We start from the raw sequence: 25,136 nt of genomic DNA on the forward strand, positions 1-25,136 counted from the left end.
GCTGATTCGCTCACCGGTCAAACAGCGGTGGGCGGATCGGTGGGCTGTTAGCGTCGCCGACTAGCTGATCGGGGCGGCTTCGACGTGCCCGGAAACGCCCGCGGTCGGTGCTGGGGACCATGGTCGGCCGACGCGTGTCTGGTGGATGTGTGAGCTGGTCGTTCGGTGTTCTGGGCCCGTTGGACGTGCGGTGCGACGGGTGCGCGATCGAGGTGGCCGCCCCGCAGCAGCGCAGGCTGCTGACCGGCCTGCTGCTCAGCGCGGGGCAGGTCGTGTCGGTGGAGAGCCTGCTCGCCCTGCTGTGGGAGGACGAGCCGCCCGTGAGCGGGCGCAAGGTCGTGCAGGTCTACGCCTCGCAGTTGCGCAGGCTGCTGGCCGGGAGACCCGGCGTGGAGCTGACCGGGTCGCGGCAGGGCTACCGGCTGGACATCCCGCCGGGCGCGCTGGACCTGGACGCGTTCCGCGACCTCGTGCGCCGCGCGACGGCCACCGCCGACCCGGTGGCCGCGGGCGACCTGCTGCGCCGGGCGCTGGGCCTCTGGCGCGGCACGCCCGTGCCCGACCTGCGCCACACCGGTCGCGGCGGGCGGCTGGGCGAGGCGCTGGAGGAGGAGCGGCTGGGCGCCGTGGAGTACCGCGTCGACGCGGACCTGCGGGCCGCGCGGCACCGCGACCTCGTGCCCGAGTTGACCGCGCTGGTCGCCGAGCAGCCGCTGCGGGAACGGTTGCGCGGCCAGTTGATGCTCGCCCTGCACCGCTCCGGCCGCCAGGCCGAGGCGCTCAACGCCTTCGCGGAGGGGAAACGGCTGCTGGCCGACGAACTCGGTCTCGATCCGGGGCAGGAGCTGCGGGCGTTGCACGCCGCCGTGCTGGCGGACGACGTCCCGGTCGAGCCGGTGACCCCGGTCGTGGTGCGGGAGAGGCACTTCGCGCCGCGGGAACTGCCGGCCAACCCGGCCGTGTTCGTCAACCGCGACCGCGAACGGGAGGTGCTGCTCGACCTGCTGGCCCGCGCCGAGCACGAGCCGGTCGTGGGCGCGGTCCACGGGCCCGGCGGCCGGGGCAAGTCCGCGCTGGTGCTGCGGGTCGCGCACCTGGCCGCCGAGCTGTTCCCGGACGGCCAGCTCTACGTCGACCTCCAGGGCTCCACCCCCGGCCGCGAGCCGGTCGAGGCGGCCCAGGTGCTCCAGCACTTCCTGCGCGCGCTCGGCGCCCCGCCGCTGGCGATCCCCGCCGACCCGGCCGAGGCCGCCGCGCTGTACCGGTCGATGCTCGCGGACCGCCGCGTGCTCGTGGTGCTGGACAACGCGATCGACGCGACCCAGGTGATCCCGTTGCTGCCCGCGGGGGCGGGCAGCGCGATCCTGGTCACCAGCAGGCGGGTGCTGGCTACCCTGGACGGCCTGCACCTCGCGCTGGACCCGCTGCCGGAGCACGAGGCCGTCGCGCTGCTCGGCGCGGTGACCGGGCTGGTCGCGGACGACGCGGGCAGGCTCGCGGCGGCACGGGTGGCGCGGAGCTGCGGCTACCTGCCGCTGGCGCTGCGGATCGCCGCAGCCCGGCTGCGCAGCAGGCCGGACTGGACGCTGGCGTCGCTGGCCGACCGGCTGGACGACGAGCGGCACCGGCTGGACGAACTGCGGTTCGACGACCTCGCGGTGCGGTCCAGCGTGCGGCTCAGCTTCGAGGAGCTGGTCCGCGACGGGTCCGAGCGCGGCCGGGTCGCGGCGCACGCGTTCCGGCTGCTGGGGTTGCTGGCCCTGCCGACGGTGCGGCTGCCCGTGGCGGCGGCCCTGCTGGGGCTCGACCGGATCGAGGCCGAGCGGGCGATCGACCCGCTCGTGGACGCGGGGCTCGTGGACGTGGAGGCGCCGGGGGAGTACCGGATGCACGACCTGCTCCGGCTGTTCGCGATCGAGCAGGCCGAACGCGACGAGACCGCGGAGGAGCGGGCCGCGGCCGTGGTGCGCGCGCTGACCTACTACCGCGACACGGTCCACGAGGTGCAGTCGACGTTGCGGCCGTTGGACGTCTCGCACCCGGCCGGGGCGCCGGAGCGGCACGGCGGGATCGAGGGCTGCCTGGCCTGGATGACCGCCGAGACGCCGAACCTGCTCGTCGCCGCCACGCAGGCCGCGACCCGGCCGGACGGCGGCGTGCTCGCGCTGGAGATCGCGCTGGTGCTCCAGGAACACCTGTGGAAGCAGGACCTGCACGCCGAGATCGCGTTGACCGGGCGCATCGGCGTGACGGTCGCGGAGCACGGGCTGGAGCCCGGTGCCGAACGGCTCGCGCTGGTCGTGCGGGCGTTCGCGGACCAGGTCGCGGGCCGCTACGGGCTCGCCCGCGAGCGGTACGAGCGGGCGCTGGCGCTGTCCGAGGACGACCCGCTGGGGCGGGCGAGGGTGCTGGTCAGCCTGGGTGGGCTGCTGACGAACTACACGGGCCTGCCCGAGGAGGCCGTCCCGCACCTGGACCGGGCGCTGGCGATCCTGGACGAGCACGGGGCGCCGGGAGCCGGTGTCGGCACGCTGCACGTGCTGGCCCGCGCGCACCACCTGGCCGGTCGAGGGGCCACGGCGCTGTCGCTGGCCGGGCACGCGCTGGACCTCGCGCGGGAGCACCACGCCCCGCACAGCATCGCCATCTGCGTGGCCGACCTCGGCCTGCTCTACGGGCACCTCGGCGACCACGACCGGGCGTTGTCGCTGCTCGACGAGTGCATGGCGCGGGCGCGGGAGGTCGGCAACCGCGAGGACGAGTGGACGACGCTGCTCAGCCGCTCGGAGATCCGGTTGCGGCAGGGGAACCCGGCCGCGGCGCTGGCCGACGCGAGCGCGTCGCTGGCGATGACCAGCAGGCTCGGCAGCGCGTACGGCCGGGCGGCGGGGCACCGGCAGACGGCCCGCGCGCTGCTGGCCGAGGGCGACGTCGTCACCGCGGCCTGGCACCAGCGGACCGCGCGGTCGCTGTTCGGAGGGGTGGACGTGCGGCTGCCCGCGTTCTTCGAGTCGTTCCTCGGCTACCGCGACCCGGTCCTCGTCGACTGACACCTCACCCTCCCTTCGCGACGGTGGGTCGCTCCGGTCCACAGTGGACCGGAGCGACCCGTTGGCCGTCCCGTTGTCAGCCGCAGTGCTCGAAGCCGCTGGTGTAGGACTCCGAGTCCACCGAGCCGCCCCACTTCACGCACTTGTCGGGAGCCGCCTTGCGGACCGGGCCCGCGTAGTAGGAGTAGTTGCCCGAGTCGGTGGTCCGCGCCCCGCCCTGGACCTCGAGGAAGGCCGAGGAAGCCGAGGCCGTGCCCAGCTTGGTGTGCTTCATCGTCACGGCGCAGTTGTTGCCGTTGCCCGCGTTGTAGGTCAGGTAGACGCGACCCTTGGTGCCCAGCGCCGCGGAGTCCACGACCTTGTAGCCGGAGCCGCACACCTCCTCGGCGTCGTACGGGTTGTCGTCGGAACCGCCGCCACCGCAGCTATTGCTGCTCCGGTAGCTCCTGGTGCCCCAGTAGAGGGCGGTGGTGCCGTTGAACTTCGCCTGCACCGCGGACCCGTCGAGGCGCTCCTCGAAGTGCAGGTGCGCGCCAGTCGAGCCGCCGGTGTTGCCGACGTTGCCGATGGTCTGCCCGGTGGAGACGCTCTGGCCGACCGACACCCGCTGGGCGGAGAGGTGGGCGTACCGGGTGGTCCAGCCGCCGCCGTGGTTGATCTCGATCCACTTGCCGTAGCTGGTGGAGCCCTCGTTGGCGACGCGGCTCACCGTGCCGGAGGAGGACGCGACCACGGCGTCGCCCTCGTCGTTCGCCCGGTTGAAGTCCACCGCGTTGGCCGGGCTGTGGTTGGTGCGGGTCTGGCCGTCCCAGGTCTGGGCGCAGGGGAACGGGAGTTGGAAGTTCGGGGCCGCCGCGGCCGTCCCGGAGCCGACGGCCACGCCGCCGACGCTGACCAGCAGGCCGATGCCCGCCGCTACGATCTTGTTGAGCCTCATGCTTTCCAGCCCCCATCTGTGGTCCCGGCGCTTCCGGGACCGCTCGGTCGGATCAGTCGATGTAGCGGACGGCGTGGGCCGTCCAGGAGCCGCGGCCGTAGGTGCCGCGGATGTGGACGCTGTTGCCGTCACGGGGAGGAGCGGCTTCGAGGATCTGGTCGTCGCCGAGGTAGAGCGCGACGTGCGTGGTGGTGTTGCGGTCGTCGCCGTCGCCCCAGAAGATCAGGTCGCCGGGCTGGAGCTGGGTGAGCGGGACGAAGTGCCGCGACTTGTACTGCGCGGTGGTGTTCGCGCCGATGTCGATCCCGGCGCCCTTCCAGAACGCGTACAGCGTGAAGCCGGAGCAGTCGAAACCGCGGCGGTCGTAGTCGTCGCCGTTGGCCGGGTTGTTGTCCGGGTAGTGGTGGATGCCGTACGACGGACCGCCCTTGCCACCCGCGCCCCAGGAGTACAGGAGCCCCTTGCCCATCTGGGACTTCGCCGCCGCGATGACGCGGTCGACCTTCTGCTGGCGGGTGCCCGTGGTCGGGCCCGCCGGACCGGTGTTGCGGCCGTGGGTGTTGGTGCCGCCGTCCCCGCCGCCGGGGCGCAGGCCGTCGACGTCGCAGCGCGGGAGGCCCTTGACGAAGCCGGTGACGCCGGTCTTCACGTACTCGTCGGGCACCCACAGGTCGTCCGTGGTGTGGTCCCAGATGGAGCCGCCGGACAGCGCCTGGCAGTCGACCGGGACCGACTGGCCCGCGCGGTACTTGTCGACGACCGCGCCGGGGGCGGTGGCCGCGCCACCCTTCTTCGTGCGCCCGTTGAGGTCCGCCTTCGCCGGGTAGGACTTGGGGACGGCGCACTCACCCATCACCATCCCGGTGGAGTCGGTGTCGACGTAGGCGTCCGGGATCCACAGGCCGTCGTCGGTCAGGTCCCAGATGTCGCTGCCGCCGTAGCTGGGCCCGCGGTCCTGGCAGACCAGCGTGACCGGGCTGCCCGCCGGGTACACGTCGGCGATCCGCCTGCTGCCGACCGCGACGTCGGGGTCCTTGACGGTCCGACCGTCCAGGGTGGTCTTGACCTGGTAGGTGCGTTCCTCGGCCGCCGAGGCGGAGCCGGTGGTGGCCCCCGTCGCCGCGCAGGCGAAGGCGAGGGCCAGCAGGCCGGTGGCGGCGCGCCTCAGCGCGGTGGACGTGCGGGTCAGCATCGTTCTCCTCGGGGGGAGCCGTGGTCTTCCCGGTGAGCGGGTGTCCAGCCGAACCGGTCGGCCGGACAGCGCGAACTCTGGGCCACCGCGGTCGGAGAACGCATAGGTGTCGGTAAACCAGCAGGTGGAAAGCGTGTTCCGGGTTGTGCGGACGCTCTCGGGGTTGTGCGGGAGTTGTGCGAAATGGGCAAGATCACCCGGAGCGCGTGCGTTCGAACGGGTGAATTCCCCTACGGTCTCCCGAAGTAGCCGTTTCCATCATTCGGGGGAGAGTCCGAGCTTGTTCCAACGCAAAATGCTGACCTTGACGGCCGCCGCGGCACTGGTCTGCGGGACCACGGTGGCGCTGACCACCACGGCCGCCGCGGGTCCCGACGCGTCGGTGAGCAACCAGCTCGCCGAGCGGCTGCGGGCCGCGATCTCCGCTCAGGACTTCAAGGACGTGCTGGACGTGACGCCGCCCGTGAGCGGCGTGGCGGCGCGGGCCGCGCGGAAGGTGGGCGCGCCGGAGAAGTACGACGTGACCACCGCCGACGTGGCCGCGCGGATCGCCGCGGCGGCCGAGCCGAAGCCGTTGCACCAGGCACCCAACCTGGACGCGGCGGTCATCGAGCTCGACGACCTCGGCCGTCCGACCGCCATGGCCGACGTCCTCTTCAGCCCGCGGTACCCGAACGGCGTCGTGGTGCCCTTGAGCAAGAGCACCCTGGCGACCGACCAGGTGCGCTACCGCTGGTGGGACGACGACGAGTGGGACGCCAACGGCGGGCAGGGCACCAGGGACGTGCTCGCCGGGCGGGAGGGGGCGTCGATCGACTTCTCCTCGCCGTACCCGGCGTCGGTGCTCAAGCTGATGGTCGGCTTCGGCGTGCTCAGCCTGGCGGACCAGGGGCGCGTGTCCCTGGACGCGAACTACGTCTACGAGCCGACGGTGGCGAACGCGTCCTGCGGGACCGCGTCCACCAAGCCGATCCGGCAGTACTTCGACGAGATGATCACCCTGTCGAAGAACGAGTCGACGTGCGCGCTGATCAAGATGCTGCACGACCTCGGGGCGTGGGACCAGGTCAACCAGGGGTTCGTCGACCTCGGCCTGCCGACGCTCATGGTGACCGGCACCAACCCCGCCAACGGCGGCCGGTGGATCGGCGCGAACATGAGCTCCATCGACACCGCGAAGCTCCTGCTCCTGGTCAACGGCGGCCCCGGCACGCTGTGGACCACGACGGCGGGCAAGCGGGTCACCCGTGACGCGCTGAGCCCGTCCTCACGCGAGCTGTTCGCCAGGACGTTGGCCGACCAGGGCCACAACGAGATGCTGTCCACCACCAACTGGTGCGGCCGCGGCTACCCGGCTCCGGGCATCCCGCAGGTCACGCCGAAGCGCTGGGTCGACCCGGCCACCGGTCACGTCACCGCGGGCGGCGCCGTCTACGACCGGGACACCCGGCCGTGCGACGCGGCGGCCGAGGTCACGTTCGCGCACAAGACCGGCTGGGTGGACACCACCGGCAGTGACGCGGGCATCGTGCGCTCGCTGCCGGGGGCGAAGAACCGCCACTACGTGGTCGCCGTGTTCTCGAACCTGGGGACCGACTACGTCGACGTGAACCGCCCCGCCGACAGCCCCGGCACGTTCCCGGTGCTCTACACCGAGAAGTACGGGAAGCTCGGCAAGGCCATCGACGGGATCGTCGCGGGCCTGCGCGGCTGAGGTCGTCCACGTGAGGAAGCCCGCCGACTCCCGTCGGCGGGCTTTTTCGTCTCCTAGACGGCCATCTCGCCCAGTTCGGACCACTCCTCGCCGGGGACCTTGAAGTTCACGATCCGCGGCGTGGCCACCAGGTACGGCGGCAGGGTCTTGCGGGCGGTCTGGAAGTGGTCGGAGCCGACGTGCGCGGCGCCCGCGTCGTCGTCCCGGAACGCTTCCACGATGACGTACTCGGTCGGGTCGTCGACGCTGCGGGACCAGTCGAACCACAGGCAGCCGGGCTCGGCGCGGGTCGCCTCGGTGAACTCGCGGGCGATCTCCGGCCAGTCGTCGGCGTGCTCGGGCTTGACCCGGAACTTGGCCGTGATGAAGATCATGACTCTCCTCGGGGTGGTGCCGTGGTGGCCGGTCATCGACCCTAATCGCCGCGAGCGGCCGGTGCCCGGTTCGCCGGAGCGCGTGCCGGTGGGTGACGAGGTCCTAGGCGAGCACGGAGTCGAAGACGACGCGGAAGAAGGCGGTGAAGGACGAGCCGTCCTTCGCCGCCCGCGCGCCCACGACGGCGCCCTCCCAGGCGTTCACGACGAACAGGGCCAGCACGTCGGGGTCGTGGTGCGCGGGCAGGGAACCGTCCGTCCGCGCCTCGCGGAGGAGCGCCGCGACGGCTCGGGTCCACGTGGCGAAGCCGGACCTGACGCCGTCGGCGATCGGCGCGCTGTGGTCGGCCGCCTCGGTGGTGAAGTTGCCGAACACGCAACCCCGCGCGTAGCCGAAGTGCGCGGCTTCGGCCGCCAGGAACTCGAAGTGCCCGCGCAGCCTGGCCAGCGGCGGGGTGTCGTCCTCCGCCAGGGCCTCCATCCCGCGGGACGCGGCGTAGCGCTCCAGCACCTCCAGCGCGAGGGCCTCCTTGCTCGCGAAGTGGTTGTAGAACGACCCCTTGGGGACGCCCGCGGTGTCGGTGACGAGCTTGACGCCGCAGGCGTTGTAGCCGTTGAGGTGGAACTGCTCGAACGCCGCGTCGACGATCTGCTCCCGCACGCTCGGCCTGGCCATGGCTGCTCCTCCACCGGTGGTCGACCCAATATGGGCGGTCGTCTCCACGCGGTCAAGCCACGACCCCGTCGACGTCCCCCGCGCTGCTACGTGGTGGGGCTGGTCGCGGCGTTCGCGATCAAGTCGATAATGGGCCCATGACCACCGTCGTGCTGTTCCACTCCGCCTACGGGCTCCGGCCCGCCGTCCTCGCCGCCGCGGGTCGGTTCCGGCAGGCCGGGCACGCCGTGGTGACGCCCGACCTCTACTACGGCGGGATCGCCGAGACCCTCGACGACGGGTTCACGCTGGCCGAGTGGATCGGCTGGCCGACCATCGCCGAACGGGCGCGCGCGGTGCTGCGGGGCCTGCCCGCGGACACCGTGCTCGGCGGGTTCTCCATGGGGGCCAGCATCGCGGGCGGCCTGCTGGCCGAACGCCCCGAGTCCGCGGGGGTGCTGTTCCTGCACGGCACCGGCGCCGTTCCGGACAACGTGCGGCCGGGCCTGCCGATGCAGCTCCACGTGGCGGACCCGGACGCGTACGCGACACCGGACAAGGTCGCCGGGTGGATGCGGGACGCGGCGGGCGCGAAGGCGGAGGCGTTCACCTACCCCGGCGTCGGGCACCTGTTCACCGACGAGGGCCTGCCGGACTACGACGAGCGCGCGGCCGAGCTGATGTGGCGGCGCTGCGTCGACTTCCTCGCCGGGCTCTGACCGCGGGCTAGTGGTCGGCGGCCAGCGCGCGGCCGATGTAGTTCGCCGTCAGCAGGGCGAAGATGTACGCCTGGAGCACCTGCACCAGCGCCTCCAGGAACGTCATCGCGATGGCGAACGCGAAGGCGACCACTGACACGGGCTTGAGCCAGGCGCTCGCCTCCAGGAGGAGGAACTCGCCGCCGAGGGTGAACACCAGCAGGATCAGGTGGCCCGCGAACATGGCGGCGAACACCCGGATCGCGAGGGCGAGCGGGTCCATGAAGAAGCGCAGGAACAGCTCGATCGGCGTCAGCATCAGGTAGACGGGCTTCGGCACGCCCGCCGGGAAGAGCTGGTTCCTCAGGTAGCCGCCGAGGCCGTGCCGCCTGATCCCGACGACGTGGAACAGCGGGTACAGGACGATCAGCAGCGCCAGCGGGAAACCCGCGTGCGCCATCGTCGGGAACTGGAGCAGCGGGACGATGCCGAACACGTTGTTCACCAGGATGAAGGTGAACAGCGACACGATCAGCGGCACGTACGGCTTGAAGTCCTTGCCGCCGATCTGCTCCCTGGCGATGGAGTCGCGGCCGAGGCCGTACACCGCCTCGGCCGCGAACTGGAGCCTGCCGGGCACGATCGCGGGACTGCGCATGGCGATCAGGAAGAACGCCAGGATGATGACCACCGACAGCACCAGCAGCACCATCGGTTTGGTGACACCGCCGACGATCGCGGGCGGGAAGAAGTCCCGCACCCCCGGCGGCACGAACGTCGAGTCCGCGGACACAGTGATCATGGGCGGGTCCCCCCTCGTCCAAGCTGTCCGCCCAACGTAGCGAACCGGCGAGGACGCGGGGGCGTGCACCCGTTCAGGTCAGTGGCGCGGCTTCCAGGCGCACATGGCGACGTCGAGCGACGGCAGGTCCAGCGGTTCGGGGAACAGCGGGCGCTTCTCGCCGGAGTCGGCCCGCAGGCCGTCCAGCAGCACGCCCAGGTAGCGCCGCCACAACTCGGGCCGCACCTCCTGCGTGTACTCGGCGACGGACCCGATCATCATGTGGATGATCGCCAGGTCGGTCTCCTCGAAGTCCGCGCGCAACTGGCCGGACGCCTTGGCCCGCCGCACCAGTTCCACCGCGATCGGGATCATCCGCTCCTTCGCCGCGGCCACGCGCTCCTGGCCGAAGTTGTTGGACAGCATGACTTCCCGCAGCCCGCGGTCGTCGGAGTGCAGCTCGGCGGTGCGCGTCAGGAAGGTCACGAACCCCTCCCACGGGTCGGCCTCCTCCAGCGCCTGCTCGGCCAGTTCGCGGACCTCGTCCATCCGCTCGACGAACATGGCCTCGACGAGCTGCTCCTTGCCGGGGAAGCGGCGGTACACCGTGCCGACGCCGAGACCGGCGTGGTGGGCGATGTCGTCGAGGGTGGCGCCGAAACCGCGTTCGCTGAAGACGACCCGCGCGGATTCGATGATCTTGCGGCGGTTGAGCTCCGCATCCCGACGCAGGGGTCGCACCGTTGCGACGGGGACTGTGTCCCGTGTCATGCCCCTATCCTAACCGAAGTTGAGATTGCTCCTCCACTTCGAGTGTACGGTAAACGGAGATACCAACTCCGCATAACCTGTGAGGACTCTCCCATGCCAGATTCACCGACCGCCACGGTGGAGGCACCGCGGGTCGTCAGCCGGCACGGCGACAACCCGCACCACGCTCGACGTTGGCTGATCCTGGTCATGATCGGTCTCGCGCAGCTCATGGTGGTGCTCGACGCGACCATCGTGAACATCGCCCTGCCGTCCGCACAGGCGGACCTCGGCTTCAGCAACGACGCCCGCCAGTGGGTCGTCACCGCCTACGCGCTCGCGTTCGGCAGCCTCCTGCTCCTCGGCGGCCGCGTCGGTGACATCTTCGGCCGCAAGCCCGCGTTCCTGATCGGCCTCGGCGGCTTCGCCGTCGTCTCCGCGATCGGCGGCGCCGCGACCAGCATCGAGATGCTGCTCGCCGCCCGCGCCGCGCAGGGCGTGTTCGGCGCCCTGCTCGCGCCCGCCGCGCTGTCGCTGCTCACCACGACCTTCACCGACCCGAAGGAACGCGGCCGCGCGTTCGGCATCTTCGGCGCCATCGCGGGCGGCGGCGCCGCCATCGGCCTGCTGCTCGGCGGCGTGCTCACCGAGTACCTCGACTGGCGCTGGTGCATGTTCGTCAACATCATCTTCGCCGTCATCGCCCTGATCGGCTCCTACGTCCTGCTGCGCCACGAGCCCGTCGCGGCGGCCGACCGCCCCAAGCTGGACATCCCCGGCACCCTCACCTCGACCGCGGGCCTGTTCGCCGTCGTCTACGGCTTCGCCAACAAGGAGAGCCACGACTGGTCCTCCGCGTCGGTGTGGGGCTTCCTGCTCGCGGGCGTCGTGCTGCTCGCCGTGTTCGTCCGCATCCAGACGACCACCTCGCACCCCCTGCTGCCGATGCGCATCGTCCTGGACCGCGACCGGGCGGGCGCCTACGCCTCGGTGTTCCTGCTCGGCATCGGGATGTTCGCGATCTTCCTGTTCCTCACGTTCTACCTCCAGCAGAACCTCCAGTTCACGCCCATCGAGAGCGGACTGGCGTTCATGCCGATGGTCGCCACGCTGATGATCAGCGCCACCTCGGCCACCGCACTCCTCCTGCCCCGCTTCGGCGCCCGCCCGCTGGTGCCGCTGGGCATGGTCATCGGCGCGGTCGGCCTGTTCTGGCTCAGCCAGATCACCCTCACCAGCACCTACGGCAACGGCGTCCTCCTGCCGCTGATGGTGCTGGGCGTGGGCATCGGCCTCTCGATGGCCCCGGCGATGAGCGTCGCGACCCTGGGCGTGGAAGCGCACGACGCGGGCGTCGCCTCCGCGACCGTGAACACCATGCAGCAGATCGGCGGCTCCATCGGCACGGCCCTGCTCAGCACCCTCGCCGCCGACGCGGCGGTGTCGTTCGTGGAGGGCAAGCAGCCCACCCCGCAGTTGCTGGCCGACGCGGCCATCCACAGCTACAGCACGGCCTTCACCTGGGCTGCGGGCGTGTTCCTCGTGGGAGCGGTCATCTCCGGCCTCCTGCTGCGCTCGGGCGCACCGGACATGGAGGGCGCCGCCCCGGCCGTCCACATGTGACACGACGCCGCACCCGAAGGCCGCCACGGTTCTTATCCCGTGGCGGCCTTCGCCGTTCCGCTCCTACGATCGGGTTTTCCTCGTCCGAACGGAGCAGTGCGTGGACAGGCTGGAAACGATCGTCGGCAGCATGGCGTCCAACGCCACCGAGCCCTCGGTGCAACTCGCCCAGACCGCCTTCCGCGTGGAACTGGTGGACGGGTGGGGGATCCGCCCCGGCGAGTCCGTGCTGGAGATCGGCTGCGGCCAGGGCGACATGACCGCGGTGCTGGCCGACGCCGTCGGTCCCGCAGGTCGGGTGGTCGGGCTGGACATCGCCGACCCCTCCTACGGCGCGCCGATCACCGTCGGCGACTCGGCCGCGTTCCTGATGGCGAGCCCGTTGGGCGGGCGCGTGGACATGCGGTTCGAGGTGGACGTCCTGGACGCCGCCGTCACCTTCGCCGACGGCGAGTTCGACCACGTGGTGCTGTCCCACTGCGCGTGGTACTTCGACTCCGTCGACCAGGTGGAGCGCGTGCTGCGGCGGGTCAGGCCGTGGGCGCGGCGGCTCTGCTTCGCCGAGTGGGACCTGCGCCCCACGTCCGTGGACCAGGTGCCCCACCTGCTGGCCGTCCTCGTGCAGGGGCAGGTCGAGGCCGCGGGTGTTCGCGGTGACGGGAACGTCCGCACGCCGTTCTCCCGCGAAAGCCTCCTGCGGGGCCTGGAGTGCTCCGGCTGGGCGGTGCTGTCGGAGCGCGCCCTGCACGGGGCCGCCTTGCAGGACGCGGACTGGGAGATCGAGGCCTGCCTGCGCCTCGTCGAGTCGACCTCGGCCCGCCTGCCGGACCTCGCTCGGGCCTTCGTGGACAGCCAGGTGGACGTGCTGGGCGCGCTGGCGAGGGAGAAGGGGAACGAACCGCTGCCGTCCTACGCGCTGATCGCCGGGCCCGGCTGAGCGGTCCGGCGCCAGGTCCTGCCGGGTCTTGCCGCGGCGACACCACGTGGGCCACCGGTCACCCACTCAGGTCTCGTTCCCGCTGAACCGCAAACCGTACAGCGCCACGTGCTAGTGTCGACTGCATGCTTCCCCGGTCCGGCACCGCATGCTGATCTTCCTGGGCCTGGTGGCCATCGTGGTCCTCACGGCCGCCACGGGCTACTTCGTCGCCCAGGAGTTCACCTACATGGCAGTCGACCGAGGCCGTCTCCAGACCTTGGCCGAACAGGGCGACAAAGCCGCCGACCGGGCGTACCGGGTGACCCAGCGCCTGTCGTTCATGCTCTCCGGTGCCCAACTGGGGATCACCGTGACCGCCCTCCTGGTCGGCTTCGTGGCCGAACCGCTGCTGGGCGCTGGCCTCTCCGGCCTGCTGGGCTTCACCGGCTGGTCCGAGGCCGCCCGTCTCTCCCTGTCGGTGGCCACGGCGCTGGTCTTCGCGACCGTCGTGCAGATGGTCCTCGGTGAGCTGCTCCCGAAGAACCTGGCCATCGCGAAGCCCGAGGAGCTGGCGAGGGCGCTGAGCGGGTCCACCCTGGTGTACCTCAAGGTCGCCGGACCGGTCATCAAGTTCTTCGACGCGTCGGCGAACCGCCTCCTGCGCACGGTCGGCATCGAACCCGTGGAGGAGCTGCCGCAGGGCGCCACCGGGGCCGAACTGGTGCACATCATCGGCGAGGCGGGGGACCAGGGCCACCTCGATCCCGAACTCTCGCGGCTGCTGGACCGCGGCCTGGACTTCCGAACGCTGGTGGCCGAGCAGGCGATGACCCCCAGGGTCCGGGTCCACACCGTGAGGGCGGACGAACCCGCGGCCAGGGTCGTGGAGCTGCTGGACACGGGCCACTCGCGGTTCCCGGTGGTCGGGGCCGACCTGGACGACGTCATCGGCGTGGTCGGCCTGGCCGAACTGCTCACCCTCGCCCCGGCCGAACGCGCGACCACCGAGATCCGCGAGATCGTCGCCCCCACCGTCCTGGTCCCCGAAACCCTTCCCCTGCACCATGTCCTGGAACGACTGCGCACCGAGCACCGCCAACTGGCCTGCGTGGTGGACGAGTTCGGCGGCTTCGCGGGCGTGGTCTCGCTGGAGGACCTCGCCGAGGAACTGGTGGGCGAGATCCACGACGAGGACGACCTCGTCGGCGAGATCCCAGAACGGCTCCCCGACGGCACGTGGGCCCTCCCCGGCAGGCTCCGCGTCGACGAGGTCGCGGACCTCACCGGTGTCCCGCTGCCGCGGAACGAGGGCTACGACACGGTTTCCGGCCTGCTGCTCCACCACCTCGGCCGCACGGCCCGCGTGGGCGACGAGGTCGCGCTGACCATCGAGACCCAGTCCCTCGAAGACCTCCCCCCGAGGCACGTCACCCTGCGCGTCGCCGCCGTGGAACGACACGTGCCCCGCACCGTCGTCCTGCGCGAGGAGACCGGATGAGCCTCCTCCTCTCCCTGCTCCTCCTGGCGGGCAACGCGTTCTTCGTCGCGGGCGAGTTCGCGCTGATCTCCGCGAAGCGGCACCGCCTCGAACGGTCGGCCGCCGAGGGCAGGCGGGCGGCCCGCGCGGCGGTCGCGGGCATCCACGAACTGTCGATCATGCTGGCGGGCGCGCAACTCGGCATCACCCTGTGCACGCTCGGCCTCGGCGCGCTGGCCGAACCCGCCGTGGCCGAACTGCTCGACCCGCTGCTGATCGCGGTCGGCGTGCCGACGGCCGTGTCGCACGCCGTCGCGTTCCTCATCAGCCTGGTGCTGGTGGTGTTCCTGCACATGGTGGTCGGCGAGATGGCCCCGAAGTCCTGGGCGATCAGCCACCCCGAGCGCTCGGCGCTGCTGCTGGCCCTCCCGTTCCGCGCCTTCGCCCGCTCCGTCCGCTGGCTCCTCACCACCCTGAACGCCCTGACGAACGGGCTGCTGCGGCTGGTCAAGGTGGAACCGCAGGACGAGCTGGCCCAGGCGCACCGGCCGGAGGACCTGCGCGTGCTGGTCCGCCAGTCCGGCGAGCACGGCCTGATCCCCGAGGGCCAGCAGCGGCTCCTGACCCGGATGCTCCAACTCCAGCAGACCACCCTCACCCAGGTCGTGGTCCACGTCGACGAGGTCCTCAAGGTCACCGAGACCACGACGGCCACCGAGGTGGAGGACCTGAGCCGCCGCTGCGGCCGGTCCCGGTTCCCGGTCACCGACGCGAACGGCCGGTTCGTCGGGCTCGTGCACATCCGCGAGGTCGTCCGCGCCACGGCCGCGGGCGCGAACCCGCCGAGCCGCGACCTGATGACCACCCCGCTGCGGCTGAGCGCGGACCTGCCGGTGGCCCGAGCGGTCACGGCGATGCGGGACCACCGCGCGCAGTTGGCGCTCGTCGTGGCGCCGAACGACGACGTCGTCGGCATAGCCGCGCTGGAAGACCTGCTCGAAGAGCTGATCGGCGAGTTCGAGGACGAGACCGATCCCCGAAGTTGACCGGCGCCGCTTGGCGCCGGCACTCCCCATCCCCGGAGGAAACCTGATGTTCAAGCGGATGCTGAGCGCGTTCGGTGTGGGCGGACCGTCCGTCGACACCGTGCTCGACTCACCGCACGCCACGCCCGGCGGTGCCGTCACCGGCCAGGTGCGCATCCAGGGCGGCAGCAACGACGTGGAGATCGGCCAGGTCGTCCTCTCCCTGGTGACCCGCGTCGAGGTGGAGCACGGCGACCACGAGGGCCACGGGACCGCGGAGTTCCACCGCGTGGTCGTCGCGCAGGCGGTCAAGGTCGCGGCCGGCCAACTCCTGCCGGTCCCGTTCCAGCTCCAGATCCCGTGGGAGACACCCCTCACCGCGGTCGGCTCGACCCACCTGCACGGCATGACCGTCGGCGTGCGCACCGAACTCGTGATCGCGGGCGCCCCAGACAAGGGCGACCTCGACCCGATCTCCGTGCACCCGCTGCCGTCCCAGGACCGCGTGCTGGACGCGTTCGGCGCGCTGGGCTTCCAGTTCCGCAAGGCCGACGTCGAAGCGGGCCGCCTGCACGGCGTGCCGCAGGACCTCGGCTTCTACCAGGAGATCGAGTTCTTCCCGCCGCAGCAGTACGCGGGCAGGCTCAACCAGGTCGAGCTGACGTTCGTCGCGAACCCGCACGAGCTGTACGTCGTCCTCGAAGCCGACAAGCGGGGCGGCATGTTCAGCTCCGGTGGCGACTCGTTCGGCCACTTCGCCCTGCCGCACCGCGAAGCCGAGGCCACGGACTGGACGTCCGTCGTCGGCCAGTGGCTCACGCAGGTCGTGGAACGCGGTGGCCAGCACGGGTTCGGCGGCCACGGCCAGCAGGGCTTCGGCGGTCACGGCTACGACGACCACGACCACCACGGTCGTCGCGGTCCGGGCATGGGCGCGGTGGTCGGCGGGGTCGCCGCGGGCGTCGTCGGCGGCATGGTCCTGGGCGAGGTGTTCGAAGAGGTCGGCGAGTCCTTCGCGTTCGAGGACGAGGGCGAGTAGGCCGTCCCGGTCACCGGTCGTCGCGGTCGTCCGCGACGATCGGTGACCATCCTTCACCGATTCGGGCTATCCCTTGGTCTTTTCGACCGAAACAGGGCCCGCGCTCGTTTTTCCCCCCGCTGTAGCTGAATGATCAGTCCCCACTGCGGAGAACGGGGTGTGCTGATGGTGAACTCGCTGGACCTGGCAGGCGTTCCGGATCCCGCGCTGCGGGCGTCGTTCGAGCTTTGCGACCGCGTGCACGCCGCCGCGGACCCGGACACCCACCACCTGGTGAGGACGTACCTGCCCGCGTCGAAGCACCGGTACCTCCACGCGTTGCACGCCTACTTCGCGGCCACCGAGGACATCGCCGACGACTGCTTCACCGACTGGGCGGCCGAAACCGGGGCGGAGGTGCGGACCGGGCTCGGTGACCACCCGCTCCGGCAGGCGTTCGCGCACACCGTGCGCACCCGCGGCCTGGACGTGCTGGTGCTGGACGAGTTCCTGGAGACGATCCGGCAGGACCGGGAAGCGCCGCGCCGCTGCGCGACGTTCGAGGACCTGCGCGGCTTCCTGCGGGGCGCGGGCGGCGCCCCGGCCAGGCTGACACTCCCGCTGCTGGAACCGGTGCGGCCCGCCGAGCGCGAGATGTCGTTGCTGGGCGAGGTGTTCCGGCTGCTCGACGTCAGCCGCGACCACGGCCACGACCTGCGCACCGGCCGCCGCTACCTGCCGGACGAACCGGTCGACGTGGTGGTGCGGCAGGCCAGGCGGCTGGTGGAGGAGGGTGCCGCGGTGCTCGACCTCGTGCACCCGTCCAGCAGGCCGTTCCTGGAGATGGCCATCGCAGGCGCCCTCGCCGGACTCGACGAGTTGAGCGGCGCGGAGTGGCTCGACGGCGTGGCGGGTCCACACCGGACGTTCAGCGGGACGGTGCGCTGACCGCTCTCCAGGACACCGACCTGAGCGGGGCCTCGGACGTGCGCACGGCGTTCATCCGGCTGACCTTCACCTTGCGGATGGCCGACCGGAGCACGGCCGGTAACCGCACGGGCTCCGCCTTGACCCGCCACGGCGGCGCCGAGCGCTCGCTGGAGCCCTCCAGCACGACGTTGTGCACCGTGGCGAGCAGCCAGCCGCGCACCCAGTCGCCGCCGAGCACGATCGCGTCGGAGTACCGCCACGCCCGGACGAGGGTCTCCTCGACCACGCCCTCCGCGGCGCCGCGGTCCCCGGTCAGCCTGGTCGCGTACGCCAGGATCGCGCGGCCGTGCTCCTCGTACAGCCTGCGCACCAGCAACTCGCCTGCGACGGCTTCGGCTCGTGCGGATCGGACCACCACCGGACTCCTCACCTCTTGCTGATCACTCGGGTACGGGGCCCGCCGACCGCACCGGTGGGGCGGACGCGGTCGGCGGTTCCACGACGGTAGGACAACCGCAGTGCCCAACTGGTGACTAGTTTGTGACCGCGGTCAGCAGCGTCAGTCGACTGTTCCCGAACGGACGGCGAACGTGAACCGGTCGCCGCGGAACAGCGCGCGCACCCGTTCCACCGGGTTGCCCTCGGCGTCGTGGCTGACGCGGTGCAGCAGCAGCATGGGGGCGGCGGGCGCGGTCGCGAGCAACCTGGCCTCGCGCGGTGAGGCCAGCACCGTCTCCACCTGCTCGTCGGTTCTCGTGGGCACCGTGAAGTAGCGGTCGCGGAGGCAGTCGAGCAGCGACTTCTCCGGGTCGAACGCCTCGATGAGGTCCGGGAACCGCTTGGCCGACAGGTAGCTCGACTCGAGCAGCATCGGCTCCTCGTCGGCGATCGTCAGCCGCTCGATGTGCACGACCGGGTCGCCGGGGTCGATGTCGAGGTCGTGGGCCAGGTCGGCGTCCGCCGCGAGGTGCTCCGCGGTGACCAGCCTGCGGACCTCGCCCGCCTCCTCGGTGCCGGACTCGCCGGTGGCGATGCCGAGGGACTGGACCAGTTTGGGCGGCGCGACGTACGTGCCGCTGCCCTGCCTGCGCCGGACCTTGCCCTCGACGACGAGTTCGCCGATGGCCTGGCGCAACGTCATGCGCGCGATGCCGAACTGAGCTGACAGTTCTCGCTCCGGGGGTAGGGGGGCGCCTTGGCCCAGCTCTTGCAGGAGGTCGAGCAGCCGGGTCTTCGCGCGGTAGTAGCGCGGGATCCGGCCGTCGTCGGGAATTCCCGCGCGCACCGGATCGGCCGCGCGGTGTGGACCGTCGGGATATTCGTGCGCCTCGGCCGAGATGACCTGGTGCGATCCGTCGAGCATCCGCACGGCGGGCCGTGGAATGCCGTTCGCGAACACCACGAGTTCCCGCCCGCCGACCGGGCGGTGCAGTGCGGTCCGCAACGTGGACATGACCATCGCGCCCCGCGCGGCGGGCCGCACGGGGGAGTCGCTGTGCCGGACCTTCAGTTCCACCCGGACGGTGTGGCCGTATTCCCGGACGGTGCGCTGGCCGACGACCGTGCCCACCGGGTGCGGCATCCGCATGACCAGTACCTGGTCGTCGTCCTCGGTCCACCACGTCCAGGTCGGTGTGGTCCTCATCGAGGTGCTGGTAACCAGCCCCAGCATTTCGTCGAGGTCGTCCGTGCTCTCGGTGGGCGTCGGGATCGAGCGTTCCCCGGTCGAGTTTCGCATTTGAGACAACCATCTCCCTGACGTGGTCGAACAAGTCTGGTGCTGATCAGGACTCGTTCGTGTCCTCGTGCCCTGCACCGTGGGACTGATGTCCGTACAAACGGGCTGCGCCGCTCTGACCAGGCCTGATGTAGTTAGCCGGTCAAGGGGTCGGCTGACGATGGCGTGGCCTGCCGACCCCTCGACCGGTATGGCGCGCGACGGTCCCTGCCACCGGCGGCGCCGAACGCCCCCGCCGCAAAAAAGCGTGCGAAAGCGCGAGGGCGAAGCTCTTCGTAGTTTTTTCTCCGGAGTTCCTCACGGGCTGTGATGCGCCCGCGCTCATCCCTGGAGACTCCCTCACATTAGGTCGATTTTCTTTGTTGCGCAAACCTCTTGCCCCGATGGACACGGCGGCCTGCCCGGACGCGCCGGTTTCGCGGAATGTGGAACAAAGTCACCGGTAACTGGTGGGTAATGTGAAACCGGCTTCGCGAAGATTGTCGTGGCAACAAGTTGTCGCGTTGGAGTCCGGTCATTCCGGGGGTTGTTTAGGGAGAACTGCCTACGGATCTGCCGGTTGAGCGCTCTGCCGCGGCCGATTAGCGGTGGAGTGAGCTGCTGGTGGTCTACCCGGCTAGAGGCTTTCGGTTCTTTGTCAAAGTCAGTGGGGTGCATCACAATGTCATCGCGGGAGGAATACCGGGTGTTGTGTCCGGTGGTCCGGGCTGGTGATCTGGGTTGGCGGCGCGGGTCGGTGGTCGCTTCGGGCGGTGGAGGTGCCCTGGTAGCGGGGTGGAGGTGGCGCTGTGGAGGTCGTGCTGGTGGCGCTGCCGGGGGTGGTGGTCGTCGCGCTGGTCGCGCGGTGGGGGCAGCGGAGGTGTGCGGAGAGGGCGCGGTTGGCGCGGATCCGGCGGAGGATCGGGGAATGGCTCACGCCGGAGTGGGCGGGGGATTTAGGGGACGGGTCCGGGTCCGATGAGGAAGGGAGGGGGGAGGAGGGGCGGCAGGGGCGTAGTGCTTGAAGGGGGTGGGGTCGCGGGAGTTGTAGGGGGATGCGGGTTTGGGGGCGGGGGAAGTGCGGGTGTCTTCTTCTTGCGCGCGGATGTGGGGTTGCTTGCGCGGGCGGTTTGCAGGGGCTTGTGGCGAGGGCTTTGTGGGGCTGGGGCTTGGTGAGCAGGGCGCGCGCTTAGCGGGCTGCTTGGGGGACGGGTACCGGGGCCTGTAGTACGCCTCTGGTGCCTGCTACTCGTTCGTGCCAGCCCTGTTGGTCGCGGCGGAATGCCGGGGTCGCGAAGGTGCCCAGCAGGACGAGGGTGATCGCGGCCAGGTCGAGGCCGAAGCCGGTCCAGTTGGTCAGGTGTGGTGAGAGCAGCAGTGCGTAGGCGACCAGGCCGGTGATGCCCAGCAGTTCGCGTACGGCGATCCTGGCCGGGGACGGGCGGGAGCCGTTCAAGGCGCGTGTCCGGTAGCGCATGAGCCAGCTCCCCAGGGTCCAGCCTCCGGTGGCCGCGGGGAGGACGATTCGCATCGCTACCGCCAGGCCTACCTGTAGCCACGCGTTGGTGGGGAAGAGCAGGCGGGCCACCACGAGGAAGACCACGGCTTCCGCTACCAGCGCCAGTGCCTTGCGGGGGACGCTCACGGTGCCGGGGCGCACCACCGACTCGTCGGGGTCCGGTAGCGCCGGTACGACGATCGCTACCGGGGCGATCATCCAGCCCAGCAGGGAGCCCGAGGTGTTGGAAATGAGGTCGTCCACGTCCGAGATGCGGTACGGGCACGGGTAGATGCCCATGTTGCCGGTGTACTGCACGACTTCCACGATGAGGGAGATGGCCAGGCCGATGAAGACGGTGGCCAGCACGCCCTTGCCGTAGGCCTTGCGCAGGACGATCCCCAGCGGCACGAAGAGGGCCGCGTTGAAGGCCTGCTGGATGAAGGCGGTGGAGGTGGCCATCGCGACGATGCCGGACCTGCCGTAGGCCTCCATGTTGTTGCGCATGTCCGTGACCCACTGGAACGGCACGGTCGACAGCATCTGCTGGTCCTGGCAGAGGTTCTCCCGGTTGGGGAACGGCAGGAAGATCAGGGCCAGCGCCACCAGGCCGTAGAGCACGAGGCCGTAGAGCACCAGGGCGCGGCGCGGTTCGATCCGGCCGTAGCGGTAGTAGTGCAGCGCGACCAGCGGCAGCAGGATCAGCGCGCCCATGCCCACGAAGGCCAGGAAGCCGGTGCGGATGTTCTCCAGGTACGAACTCAGCATGTCCATCCGTTCGCGGTCGGGCCCGTGGGGGATCACTACCCCCGACGGGTACGCCGGAAACACGGATGCGGACGGTTGCGCCGAACGGTCGAGGGGGCTTCAGGTCGTGGGGACGAAGCCGCCCGCGTAGCGCTCGACGGCCCTGCGGGTCACGCCGAGCCTGGAGTCGACCTCCAGCTTCTGCAACAGCCTGGTGATGTGGAGCTGGACGGTGTTGCGGGACATGCTGAGCCTGGTCGCGATGTCCGAGTTGGGCCAACCCGCCGCCACCAGGTCGGCCACGCGGCGTTCGACCTGGTCCAGCGGGCGGCCGTCGGAGGCGCTGCGGCCACCCACCCGCCAGCGGATGCCGAACGGCTTGAGCCTCGACTCCGCGCGGCGGACGTCCCAGGCCGCGTCCAGTCCGGTGTAGACGGTCAGGGCGTCGTAGAACGAGGTGTGCGCGTCCTCGGTGCGGCCCTCGGCCGCCAGCAGCACGGCCCGGTCCTCCGAGACGCAGGCCTGTTCCACCTTGCGGCCCACGGTGCCGAAGTGCTTCGCCACGGCGGCCAGGGAGACCGGGTCGCGTTCGACCAGCGCTCGGCACCACTGCGCGGCCAGCGCCGCGCGCGCCGGTGACTGCTCGCGGTCGGCACCGAGGTGGCATGTCGTGAGCGCGGCCTCGGCGATGTCGGCCTCGTCGAGGTCCAGCGCCAGCCGGGCCAGTCGCGGCAGCCACTGGTGGCGGGGGACCAGGCGCGGGTAGTCGTCGCCCAGCAGGGGCAGCAGCACCCGCATGGCCTCGTCCGGGCGGCCCAGTTGCTCCATCGCCAGCGAGGTGGCCATGGGCAGGAAGTCGTCGCGGATCGCGGTGGGCACCTGCCGGTACTCGTCGGCCGCCTTGAGGTGGGTCTCCAACGCCGTCGAGTCGTCGCGGTGCGCGGCGATCAGGGCGCGCACGCCGTGCAGCAGCCGGATCGAACCGTGCTGGCGCACCGCGTGGAAGGTGATCTCGGGGCGGTCGCGCACCACCGAGTCGAGTTCCGCCAGCGCCTCGTCCCACCGGCCGAGCCAGTACCGGTGCACCGCGGCGGGCAGGTGCGGGCCGGTGGACAGGCCGCGCTGGGTCACGGTGTTGCGGGCGCAGTCGAGCGTCCGGTCCGCCTCGTCCATCTCGTCGAGGTTCTGCAAGGTGAAGACCTTGTCCTCGGACAGGCACAGCTCCAGGTCGACGTGCGCCGAGTCGCCCGTCACCGCGGCCAGCGCGGTCTCGACGTGCGCCAGCGCGTCGCGGTGCCTGCCCTGCGCGGAAGCCTCCTCCCACAGGCGCTCCTCGGCGAACGCGCGGGAGAACGGGTCGTTGCGGACCACAGTGGACGGTGCGATCTCGGTCAGCAGCGCCCGGTGCCTCGCCCGCCAGCGGTCCGGCACGGTCGGGTCGGCCGACACCAGCCGCAGCGCCTCCGCCGCGCGGTCGCCCTCACCCGCGCAGTGGTCCAGGTAGGCGAGCACCAGCCGCATCTCGGCCGCCCGGTTCGGGTCGTCCGTCGTGGTCAGCACGGAGCGCGCTTCCGCCGCGGGCCGCTCGTCCAGCCAGAAGCGCAAGCGCACCAGGCGGATGGTCAGCGCTTCACGCGCCCGGTCCCGCAGGCTCGGGTCGGTCACGGCGCGCGCCAGCAGTTCGGCCGCGATGGCGGGCGACCGGCCCGCCACGGCGTTCGTGTGGGACAGCAGCCACTGCGCGACCCACGCGTCCGCGGGGACCGAGCCGCCGAGCAGTTGCTCCGCCACCCGCTCCACGTGCGCGCCCGCGGTGTCCAGGGTCTCGGCGGACTGCCGGTGCAGCGCGACCCGCACGGTGGCCGGGATGGCCTCGTACAGCGCGCGCCGCACGAGCGTGTGCCGGAACGCGAACCGCTGGCCGGACTCGCCGATCACGCCGGACGCGGACGCCTCCTCGACGGCGGGCAGCAGCTCGGAGGCCTGCTTGCCCATCACCGTGGCGAGGTCGCTGAGGTCGAACTCGACGCCGAGCAGCGCGGCCCACCGCAGCGCGTCCCGCGTCGTGTCGTCGAGGTGGTCCAGCCGCCTGGTCACCACCGTGTTGACCGTCGGCTGCGACGGGTACCGGGTGTGGTCGTGCGCGATGTCCGCGACGCCGTCGAACACGGCCACGGCGTCGTCGCGCACGAGTGCGTCGACGATCTCCTGGAGGTAGCGGGGGTTGCCGCCCGCGCAGTCGGTCGTGGCCAGCAGTTCCGCGCCGGGCTCGGTGCCGAGCAGCCTGCGGACCAGCTCGGTCGACGCGTCCTCGGCCATCGGCTCCAGCCGCAGCAGTTCGCCGCCGCCCATCGACACCATCGTCCGCAACGGGTCCAGCTCGGCCCGCCGCGGGTGCGGCCTGCACGAGCCGACCAGCAGCAGGGGGAGGTGCCGGGTCGCCTTCGCGAGCCGGTGCCACACCAGCAGGCTGGCGTCGTCGCCCCACTGGAGGTCCTCGAGCACCAGCACGACCGGGCCGTCCTCGCACAGCTCGTCGACGAAGCCGATGACGCGGTCCACCAGGCCGATCAGCCGGTCGACCGCCACCAGCACGGGGTCCTCGGACTGCCACGGGTAGCCGGGCTCGACCGCGCGGCCCGGCAGCCCGGTCGCGAACTCGGCCCGGCGCGGGTCCGGCGAGAGCGAGTCGATGTCCAAACTGGCCAGGACCAGGCTCAGTGGAAAGCGCCTGCCCATCTCGTCACCCGCGTGCCACAGGACCTCGCAGCCCCGGTCGACCGCGTCGGCGAGGCCGGTCGCCAGCAGGGCGGACTTGCCGACGCCCGGCTCACCCTCGACCCACACCGCCGTCCCCCTGCCCGCCAGCACGTCCTGGAGCGCGGTGCGCAGCGCGGACAGCTCGGCTTCGCGGCCGACGAACACCTCGGGGTAGGGCGGGATCGGCGACCGCGGCGCGGCGGCGGGCTGGCCGCCCACCCGGTCGCGGGCGGCGGTGATCTCGTCGTGGACCTTGCGCAGCTTGGCGCCCGGCTCGATGCCGAGCTGCTCGACCAGGACCTCCCTGGTCTCGCGGAACACCTCCAGCGCCTCGTGCCCGCGCCCCGACCGGTGCAGCGCCAGCATGAGCAGCGCCCTCGGCGTCTCGCGCAGCGGGTACGCCGTGCTCAGGTCGAACAACTCGTCCACGGCCGCCGTGAGGTCGCCGGACTCCAGCATGATCTCGGCCCGGCGCTCCAGGACGTCGAGGTGCAGCTCGGCGAGCCTGCCCCGGTGCAGCGCGGCGAACGGGCCGTCGATGCCGGTGAGGGCGTCGCCGCGCCACAGCACGAGAGCGGCGTCCAGCGCCTCCTTCGCGCTCGCCGCGTCCCGGCGGTCCCAGCTCTGCTGCGCCGATTCCCGCAACCGGTCGAACTCGCGGACGTCCAGCAGGCCCGGCTCCAGCCGGAGGCTGTACCCGGAGCCCGCCGAGACGAGCATCTGCCCGCCGGTCCACTTGGAACGGACGGGTTCGAGCGCGCGCCGGAGCCGGGAGACGTAGGTGTAGAGGCTGCTGTCGACGGCGCCGGGCGGCGACTCGCCCCAGATGGCGTCGACCAGCTCCTCGCGGGACACGACCTGGTTCGCGCGCATCGCCAGCACGGTGAACAGCGCCCGCTGGCGCGCGGAACCCAGCGCCAGCTCGGTGTCCCCGCGCCACGCGCGCACCACGCCCAGCAGTTGGACCCGCAGCGGTTCGGCTGACTCCGTCGACATCTCCGCCGCTCCTGGTTCACAACGCGTCCGCATCCCCACGCGGGCACCGCCGGTGCCAGAAGTCCACTTTACCGGTCGTAACGCCGAAAACCCTTGCGTGGAAAAGGCAACAACGTTGATGAATGACGGGTCGGCGGCGTCGCGGTGGGCTCGCCGACGGGCGTCTTGACGGTTGGCGACGAAATGAGACGGGGGCTGCAAGGTCGTGGAGCAGGCCGTGGAGGCCAGAGGTCCAGAAGTGCTTCCGGGCAACCATCGCAGGTCAAAAGGCCATG

At 71.4% G+C, this 25,136-nt stretch carries 20 protein-coding genes; 10 read left to right on the top strand and 10 right to left on the bottom strand.

All coding sequences use genetic code 11. The features are described 5' to 3' along the window. The first annotated feature begins 149 nt into the window (after window positions 1-149). Complete coding sequence (locus NZH93_RS03660) at window positions 150-3,050, top strand: AfsR/SARP family transcriptional regulator (RefSeq protein WP_259621463.1); 2,901 nt, start codon at window positions 150-152, stop codon at window positions 3,048-3,050. Window positions 3,051-3,126: 76 nt separating this feature from the next. On the opposite strand, the gene NZH93_RS03665 is transcribed toward NZH93_RS03660, so the two are convergent. Both NZH93_RS03665 and NZH93_RS03670 read right to left on the bottom strand, forming a co-directional pair. Further along, window positions 3,127-3,987, bottom strand: a complete 861-nt coding sequence (locus NZH93_RS03665; RefSeq protein ID WP_259621464.1) for a M23 family metallopeptidase — start codon at window positions 3,985-3,987, stop codon at window positions 3,127-3,129. A 52-nt stretch (window positions 3,988-4,039) separates the two neighbouring features. Beyond that, the gene (locus tag NZH93_RS03670) at window positions 4,040-5,179 is read right to left on the bottom strand and encodes a C40 family peptidase (protein WP_259621465.1); all 1,140 of its coding nucleotides are present in this window, start codon (window positions 5,177-5,179) and stop codon (window positions 4,040-4,042) included. A 280-nt stretch (window positions 5,180-5,459) separates the two neighbouring features. On the opposite strand from NZH93_RS03670, the gene NZH93_RS03675 reads away from it, so the two are divergent. Continuing rightward, window positions 5,460-6,893 (top strand): serine hydrolase, encoded by a 1,434-nt coding sequence (locus tag NZH93_RS03675; RefSeq protein WP_259621466.1) that lies wholly within the window; start codon window positions 5,460-5,462, stop codon window positions 6,891-6,893. 53 nt (window positions 6,894-6,946) lie between these two features. On the opposite strand, the gene NZH93_RS03680 is transcribed toward NZH93_RS03675, so the two are convergent. Further along, window positions 6,947-7,267, bottom strand: a complete 321-nt coding sequence (locus NZH93_RS03680) for a putative quinol monooxygenase (RefSeq protein WP_259621467.1) — start codon at window positions 7,265-7,267, stop codon at window positions 6,947-6,949. Between the two features lie 103 nt (window positions 7,268-7,370). Continuing rightward, the gene (locus NZH93_RS03685; RefSeq protein ID WP_259621468.1) at window positions 7,371-7,943 is read right to left on the bottom strand and encodes a TetR/AcrR family transcriptional regulator; all 573 of its coding nucleotides are present in this window, start codon (window positions 7,941-7,943) and stop codon (window positions 7,371-7,373) included. A gap of 137 nt (window positions 7,944-8,080) precedes the next feature. On the opposite strand from NZH93_RS03685, the gene NZH93_RS03690 reads away from it, so the two are divergent. Further along, window positions 8,081-8,641, top strand: coding sequence for a dienelactone hydrolase family protein (locus NZH93_RS03690; protein WP_259621469.1), 561 nt, complete (start codon window positions 8,081-8,083; stop codon window positions 8,639-8,641). A gap of 7 nt (window positions 8,642-8,648) precedes the next feature. On the opposite strand, the gene atpB is transcribed toward NZH93_RS03690, so the two are convergent. Both atpB and NZH93_RS03700 read right to left on the bottom strand, forming a co-directional pair. Beyond that, window positions 8,649-9,422, bottom strand: a complete 774-nt coding sequence (gene atpB / locus NZH93_RS03695) for a F0F1 ATP synthase subunit A (protein WP_259621470.1) — start codon at window positions 9,420-9,422, stop codon at window positions 8,649-8,651. Between the two features lie 78 nt (window positions 9,423-9,500). After that, complete coding sequence (locus tag NZH93_RS03700) at window positions 9,501-10,172, bottom strand: TetR/AcrR family transcriptional regulator (RefSeq protein WP_259621471.1); 672 nt, start codon at window positions 10,170-10,172, stop codon at window positions 9,501-9,503. Window positions 10,173-10,265: 93 nt separating this feature from the next. Between NZH93_RS03700 and NZH93_RS03705 the strand changes: the two genes are divergently transcribed. The 6 genes from NZH93_RS03705 to NZH93_RS03730 all read left to right on the top strand — a co-directional run bounded on the left by NZH93_RS03705 (window position 10,266) and on the right by NZH93_RS03730 (window position 17,161). After that, window positions 10,266-11,774 (top strand): MFS transporter, encoded by a 1,509-nt coding sequence (locus NZH93_RS03705; RefSeq protein ID WP_259621472.1) that lies wholly within the window; start codon window positions 10,266-10,268, stop codon window positions 11,772-11,774. Window positions 11,775-11,874: 100 nt separating this feature from the next. Further along, window positions 11,875-12,711 (top strand): class I SAM-dependent methyltransferase, encoded by an 837-nt coding sequence (locus NZH93_RS03710; protein WP_259621473.1) that lies wholly within the window; start codon window positions 11,875-11,877, stop codon window positions 12,709-12,711. A 148-nt stretch (window positions 12,712-12,859) separates the two neighbouring features. Then, window positions 12,860-14,191, top strand: coding sequence for a hemolysin family protein (locus tag NZH93_RS03715; RefSeq protein WP_259621474.1), 1,332 nt, complete (start codon window positions 12,860-12,862; stop codon window positions 14,189-14,191). Next, window positions 14,188-15,216 carry a hemolysin family protein gene (locus NZH93_RS03720; protein WP_259621475.1) on the top strand — a complete coding sequence of 343 codons (1,029 nt, stop codon included), beginning with the start codon at window positions 14,188-14,190 and terminating at the stop codon, window positions 15,214-15,216. Before NZH93_RS03715 ends, NZH93_RS03720 begins: the two co-directional genes overlap by 4 nt. 46 nt (window positions 15,217-15,262) lie before the next feature. Further along, the gene (locus NZH93_RS03725) at window positions 15,263-16,234 is read left to right on the top strand and encodes a sporulation protein (protein ID WP_259621476.1); all 972 of its coding nucleotides are present in this window, start codon (window positions 15,263-15,265) and stop codon (window positions 16,232-16,234) included. Window positions 16,235-16,399: 165 nt separating this feature from the next. Continuing rightward, window positions 16,400-17,161, top strand: coding sequence for a squalene/phytoene synthase family protein (locus NZH93_RS03730; RefSeq protein ID WP_259621477.1), 762 nt, complete (start codon window positions 16,400-16,402; stop codon window positions 17,159-17,161). Here NZH93_RS03730 and NZH93_RS03735 read toward each other — a convergent pair. Then, entirely contained in the window at window positions 17,142-17,561 is a 420-nt protein-coding gene (locus NZH93_RS03735) for a sigma factor (RefSeq protein ID WP_259621478.1), read from the bottom strand. The two genes, NZH93_RS03730 and NZH93_RS03735, sit on opposite strands and share 20 nt — an antisense overlap. Before the next feature lie 141 nt (window positions 17,562-17,702). Further along, a complete protein-coding gene (locus NZH93_RS03740; RefSeq protein ID WP_308214160.1) occupies window positions 17,703-18,788 on the bottom strand; it encodes a GntR family transcriptional regulator in 1,086 nt (361 codons plus the stop codon). An 881-nt stretch (window positions 18,789-19,669) separates the two neighbouring features. Here NZH93_RS03740 and NZH93_RS03745 point away from each other — a divergent pair. Then, complete coding sequence (locus tag NZH93_RS03745) at window positions 19,670-19,885, top strand: hypothetical protein (RefSeq protein WP_259621479.1); 216 nt, start codon at window positions 19,670-19,672, stop codon at window positions 19,883-19,885. 164 nt (window positions 19,886-20,049) lie between these two features. On the opposite strand, the gene NZH93_RS03750 is transcribed toward NZH93_RS03745, so the two are convergent. Further along, window positions 20,050-21,126, bottom strand: a complete 1,077-nt coding sequence (locus NZH93_RS03750) for a VanZ family protein (protein WP_259621480.1) — start codon at window positions 21,124-21,126, stop codon at window positions 20,050-20,052. A 99-nt stretch (window positions 21,127-21,225) separates the two neighbouring features. Then, window positions 21,226-24,861, bottom strand: coding sequence for an ATP-binding protein (locus tag NZH93_RS03755; protein ID WP_259621481.1), 3,636 nt, complete (start codon window positions 24,859-24,861; stop codon window positions 21,226-21,228). Window positions 24,862-25,136: the final 275 nt, after the last annotated feature.

The sequence above is a fragment of the Umezawaea endophytica genome, assembly GCF_025061645.1.
GTDB lineage: Bacteria > Actinomycetota > Actinomycetes > Mycobacteriales > Pseudonocardiaceae > Umezawaea > Umezawaea endophytica.

Coding starts and splice junctions, on each gene's coding strand:
- NZH93_RS03665 (WP_259621464.1), bottom strand. CDS start 3,987: ATGAGGCTCAACAAGATCGTAGCGGCGGGCATCGGCCTGCTGGTCAGC.
- NZH93_RS03670 (WP_259621465.1), bottom strand. CDS start 5,179: ATGCTGACCCGCACGTCCACCGCGCTGAGGCGCGCCGCCACCGGCCTG.
- NZH93_RS03680 (WP_259621467.1), bottom strand. CDS start 7,267: ATGATCTTCATCACGGCCAAGTTCCGGGTCAAGCCCGAGCACGCCGAC.
- NZH93_RS03685 (WP_259621468.1), bottom strand. CDS start 7,943: ATGGCCAGGCCGAGCGTGCGGGAGCAGATCGTCGACGCGGCGTTCGAG.
- NZH93_RS03690 (WP_259621469.1), top strand. CDS start 8,081: ATGACCACCGTCGTGCTGTTCCACTCCGCCTACGGGCTCCGGCCCGCC.
- atpB (WP_259621470.1), bottom strand. CDS start 9,422: ATGATCACTGTGTCCGCGGACTCGACGTTCGTGCCGCCGGGGGTGCGG.
- NZH93_RS03700 (WP_259621471.1), bottom strand. CDS start 10,172: ATGACACGGGACACAGTCCCCGTCGCAACGGTGCGACCCCTGCGTCGG.
- NZH93_RS03705 (WP_259621472.1), top strand. CDS start 10,266: ATGCCAGATTCACCGACCGCCACGGTGGAGGCACCGCGGGTCGTCAGC.
- NZH93_RS03715 (WP_259621474.1), top strand. CDS start 12,860: ATGCTGATCTTCCTGGGCCTGGTGGCCATCGTGGTCCTCACGGCCGCC.
- NZH93_RS03720 (WP_259621475.1), top strand. CDS start 14,188: ATGAGCCTCCTCCTCTCCCTGCTCCTCCTGGCGGGCAACGCGTTCTTC.
- NZH93_RS03725 (WP_259621476.1), top strand. CDS start 15,263: ATGTTCAAGCGGATGCTGAGCGCGTTCGGTGTGGGCGGACCGTCCGTC.
- NZH93_RS03730 (WP_259621477.1), top strand. CDS start 16,400: ATGGTGAACTCGCTGGACCTGGCAGGCGTTCCGGATCCCGCGCTGCGG.
- NZH93_RS03740 (WP_308214160.1), bottom strand. CDS start 18,788: ATGAGGACCACACCGACCTGGACGTGGTGGACCGAGGACGACGACCAG.
- NZH93_RS03750 (WP_259621480.1), bottom strand. CDS start 21,126: ATGCTGAGTTCGTACCTGGAGAACATCCGCACCGGCTTCCTGGCCTTC.
- NZH93_RS03755 (WP_259621481.1), bottom strand. CDS start 24,861: ATGTCGACGGAGTCAGCCGAACCGCTGCGGGTCCAACTGCTGGGCGTG.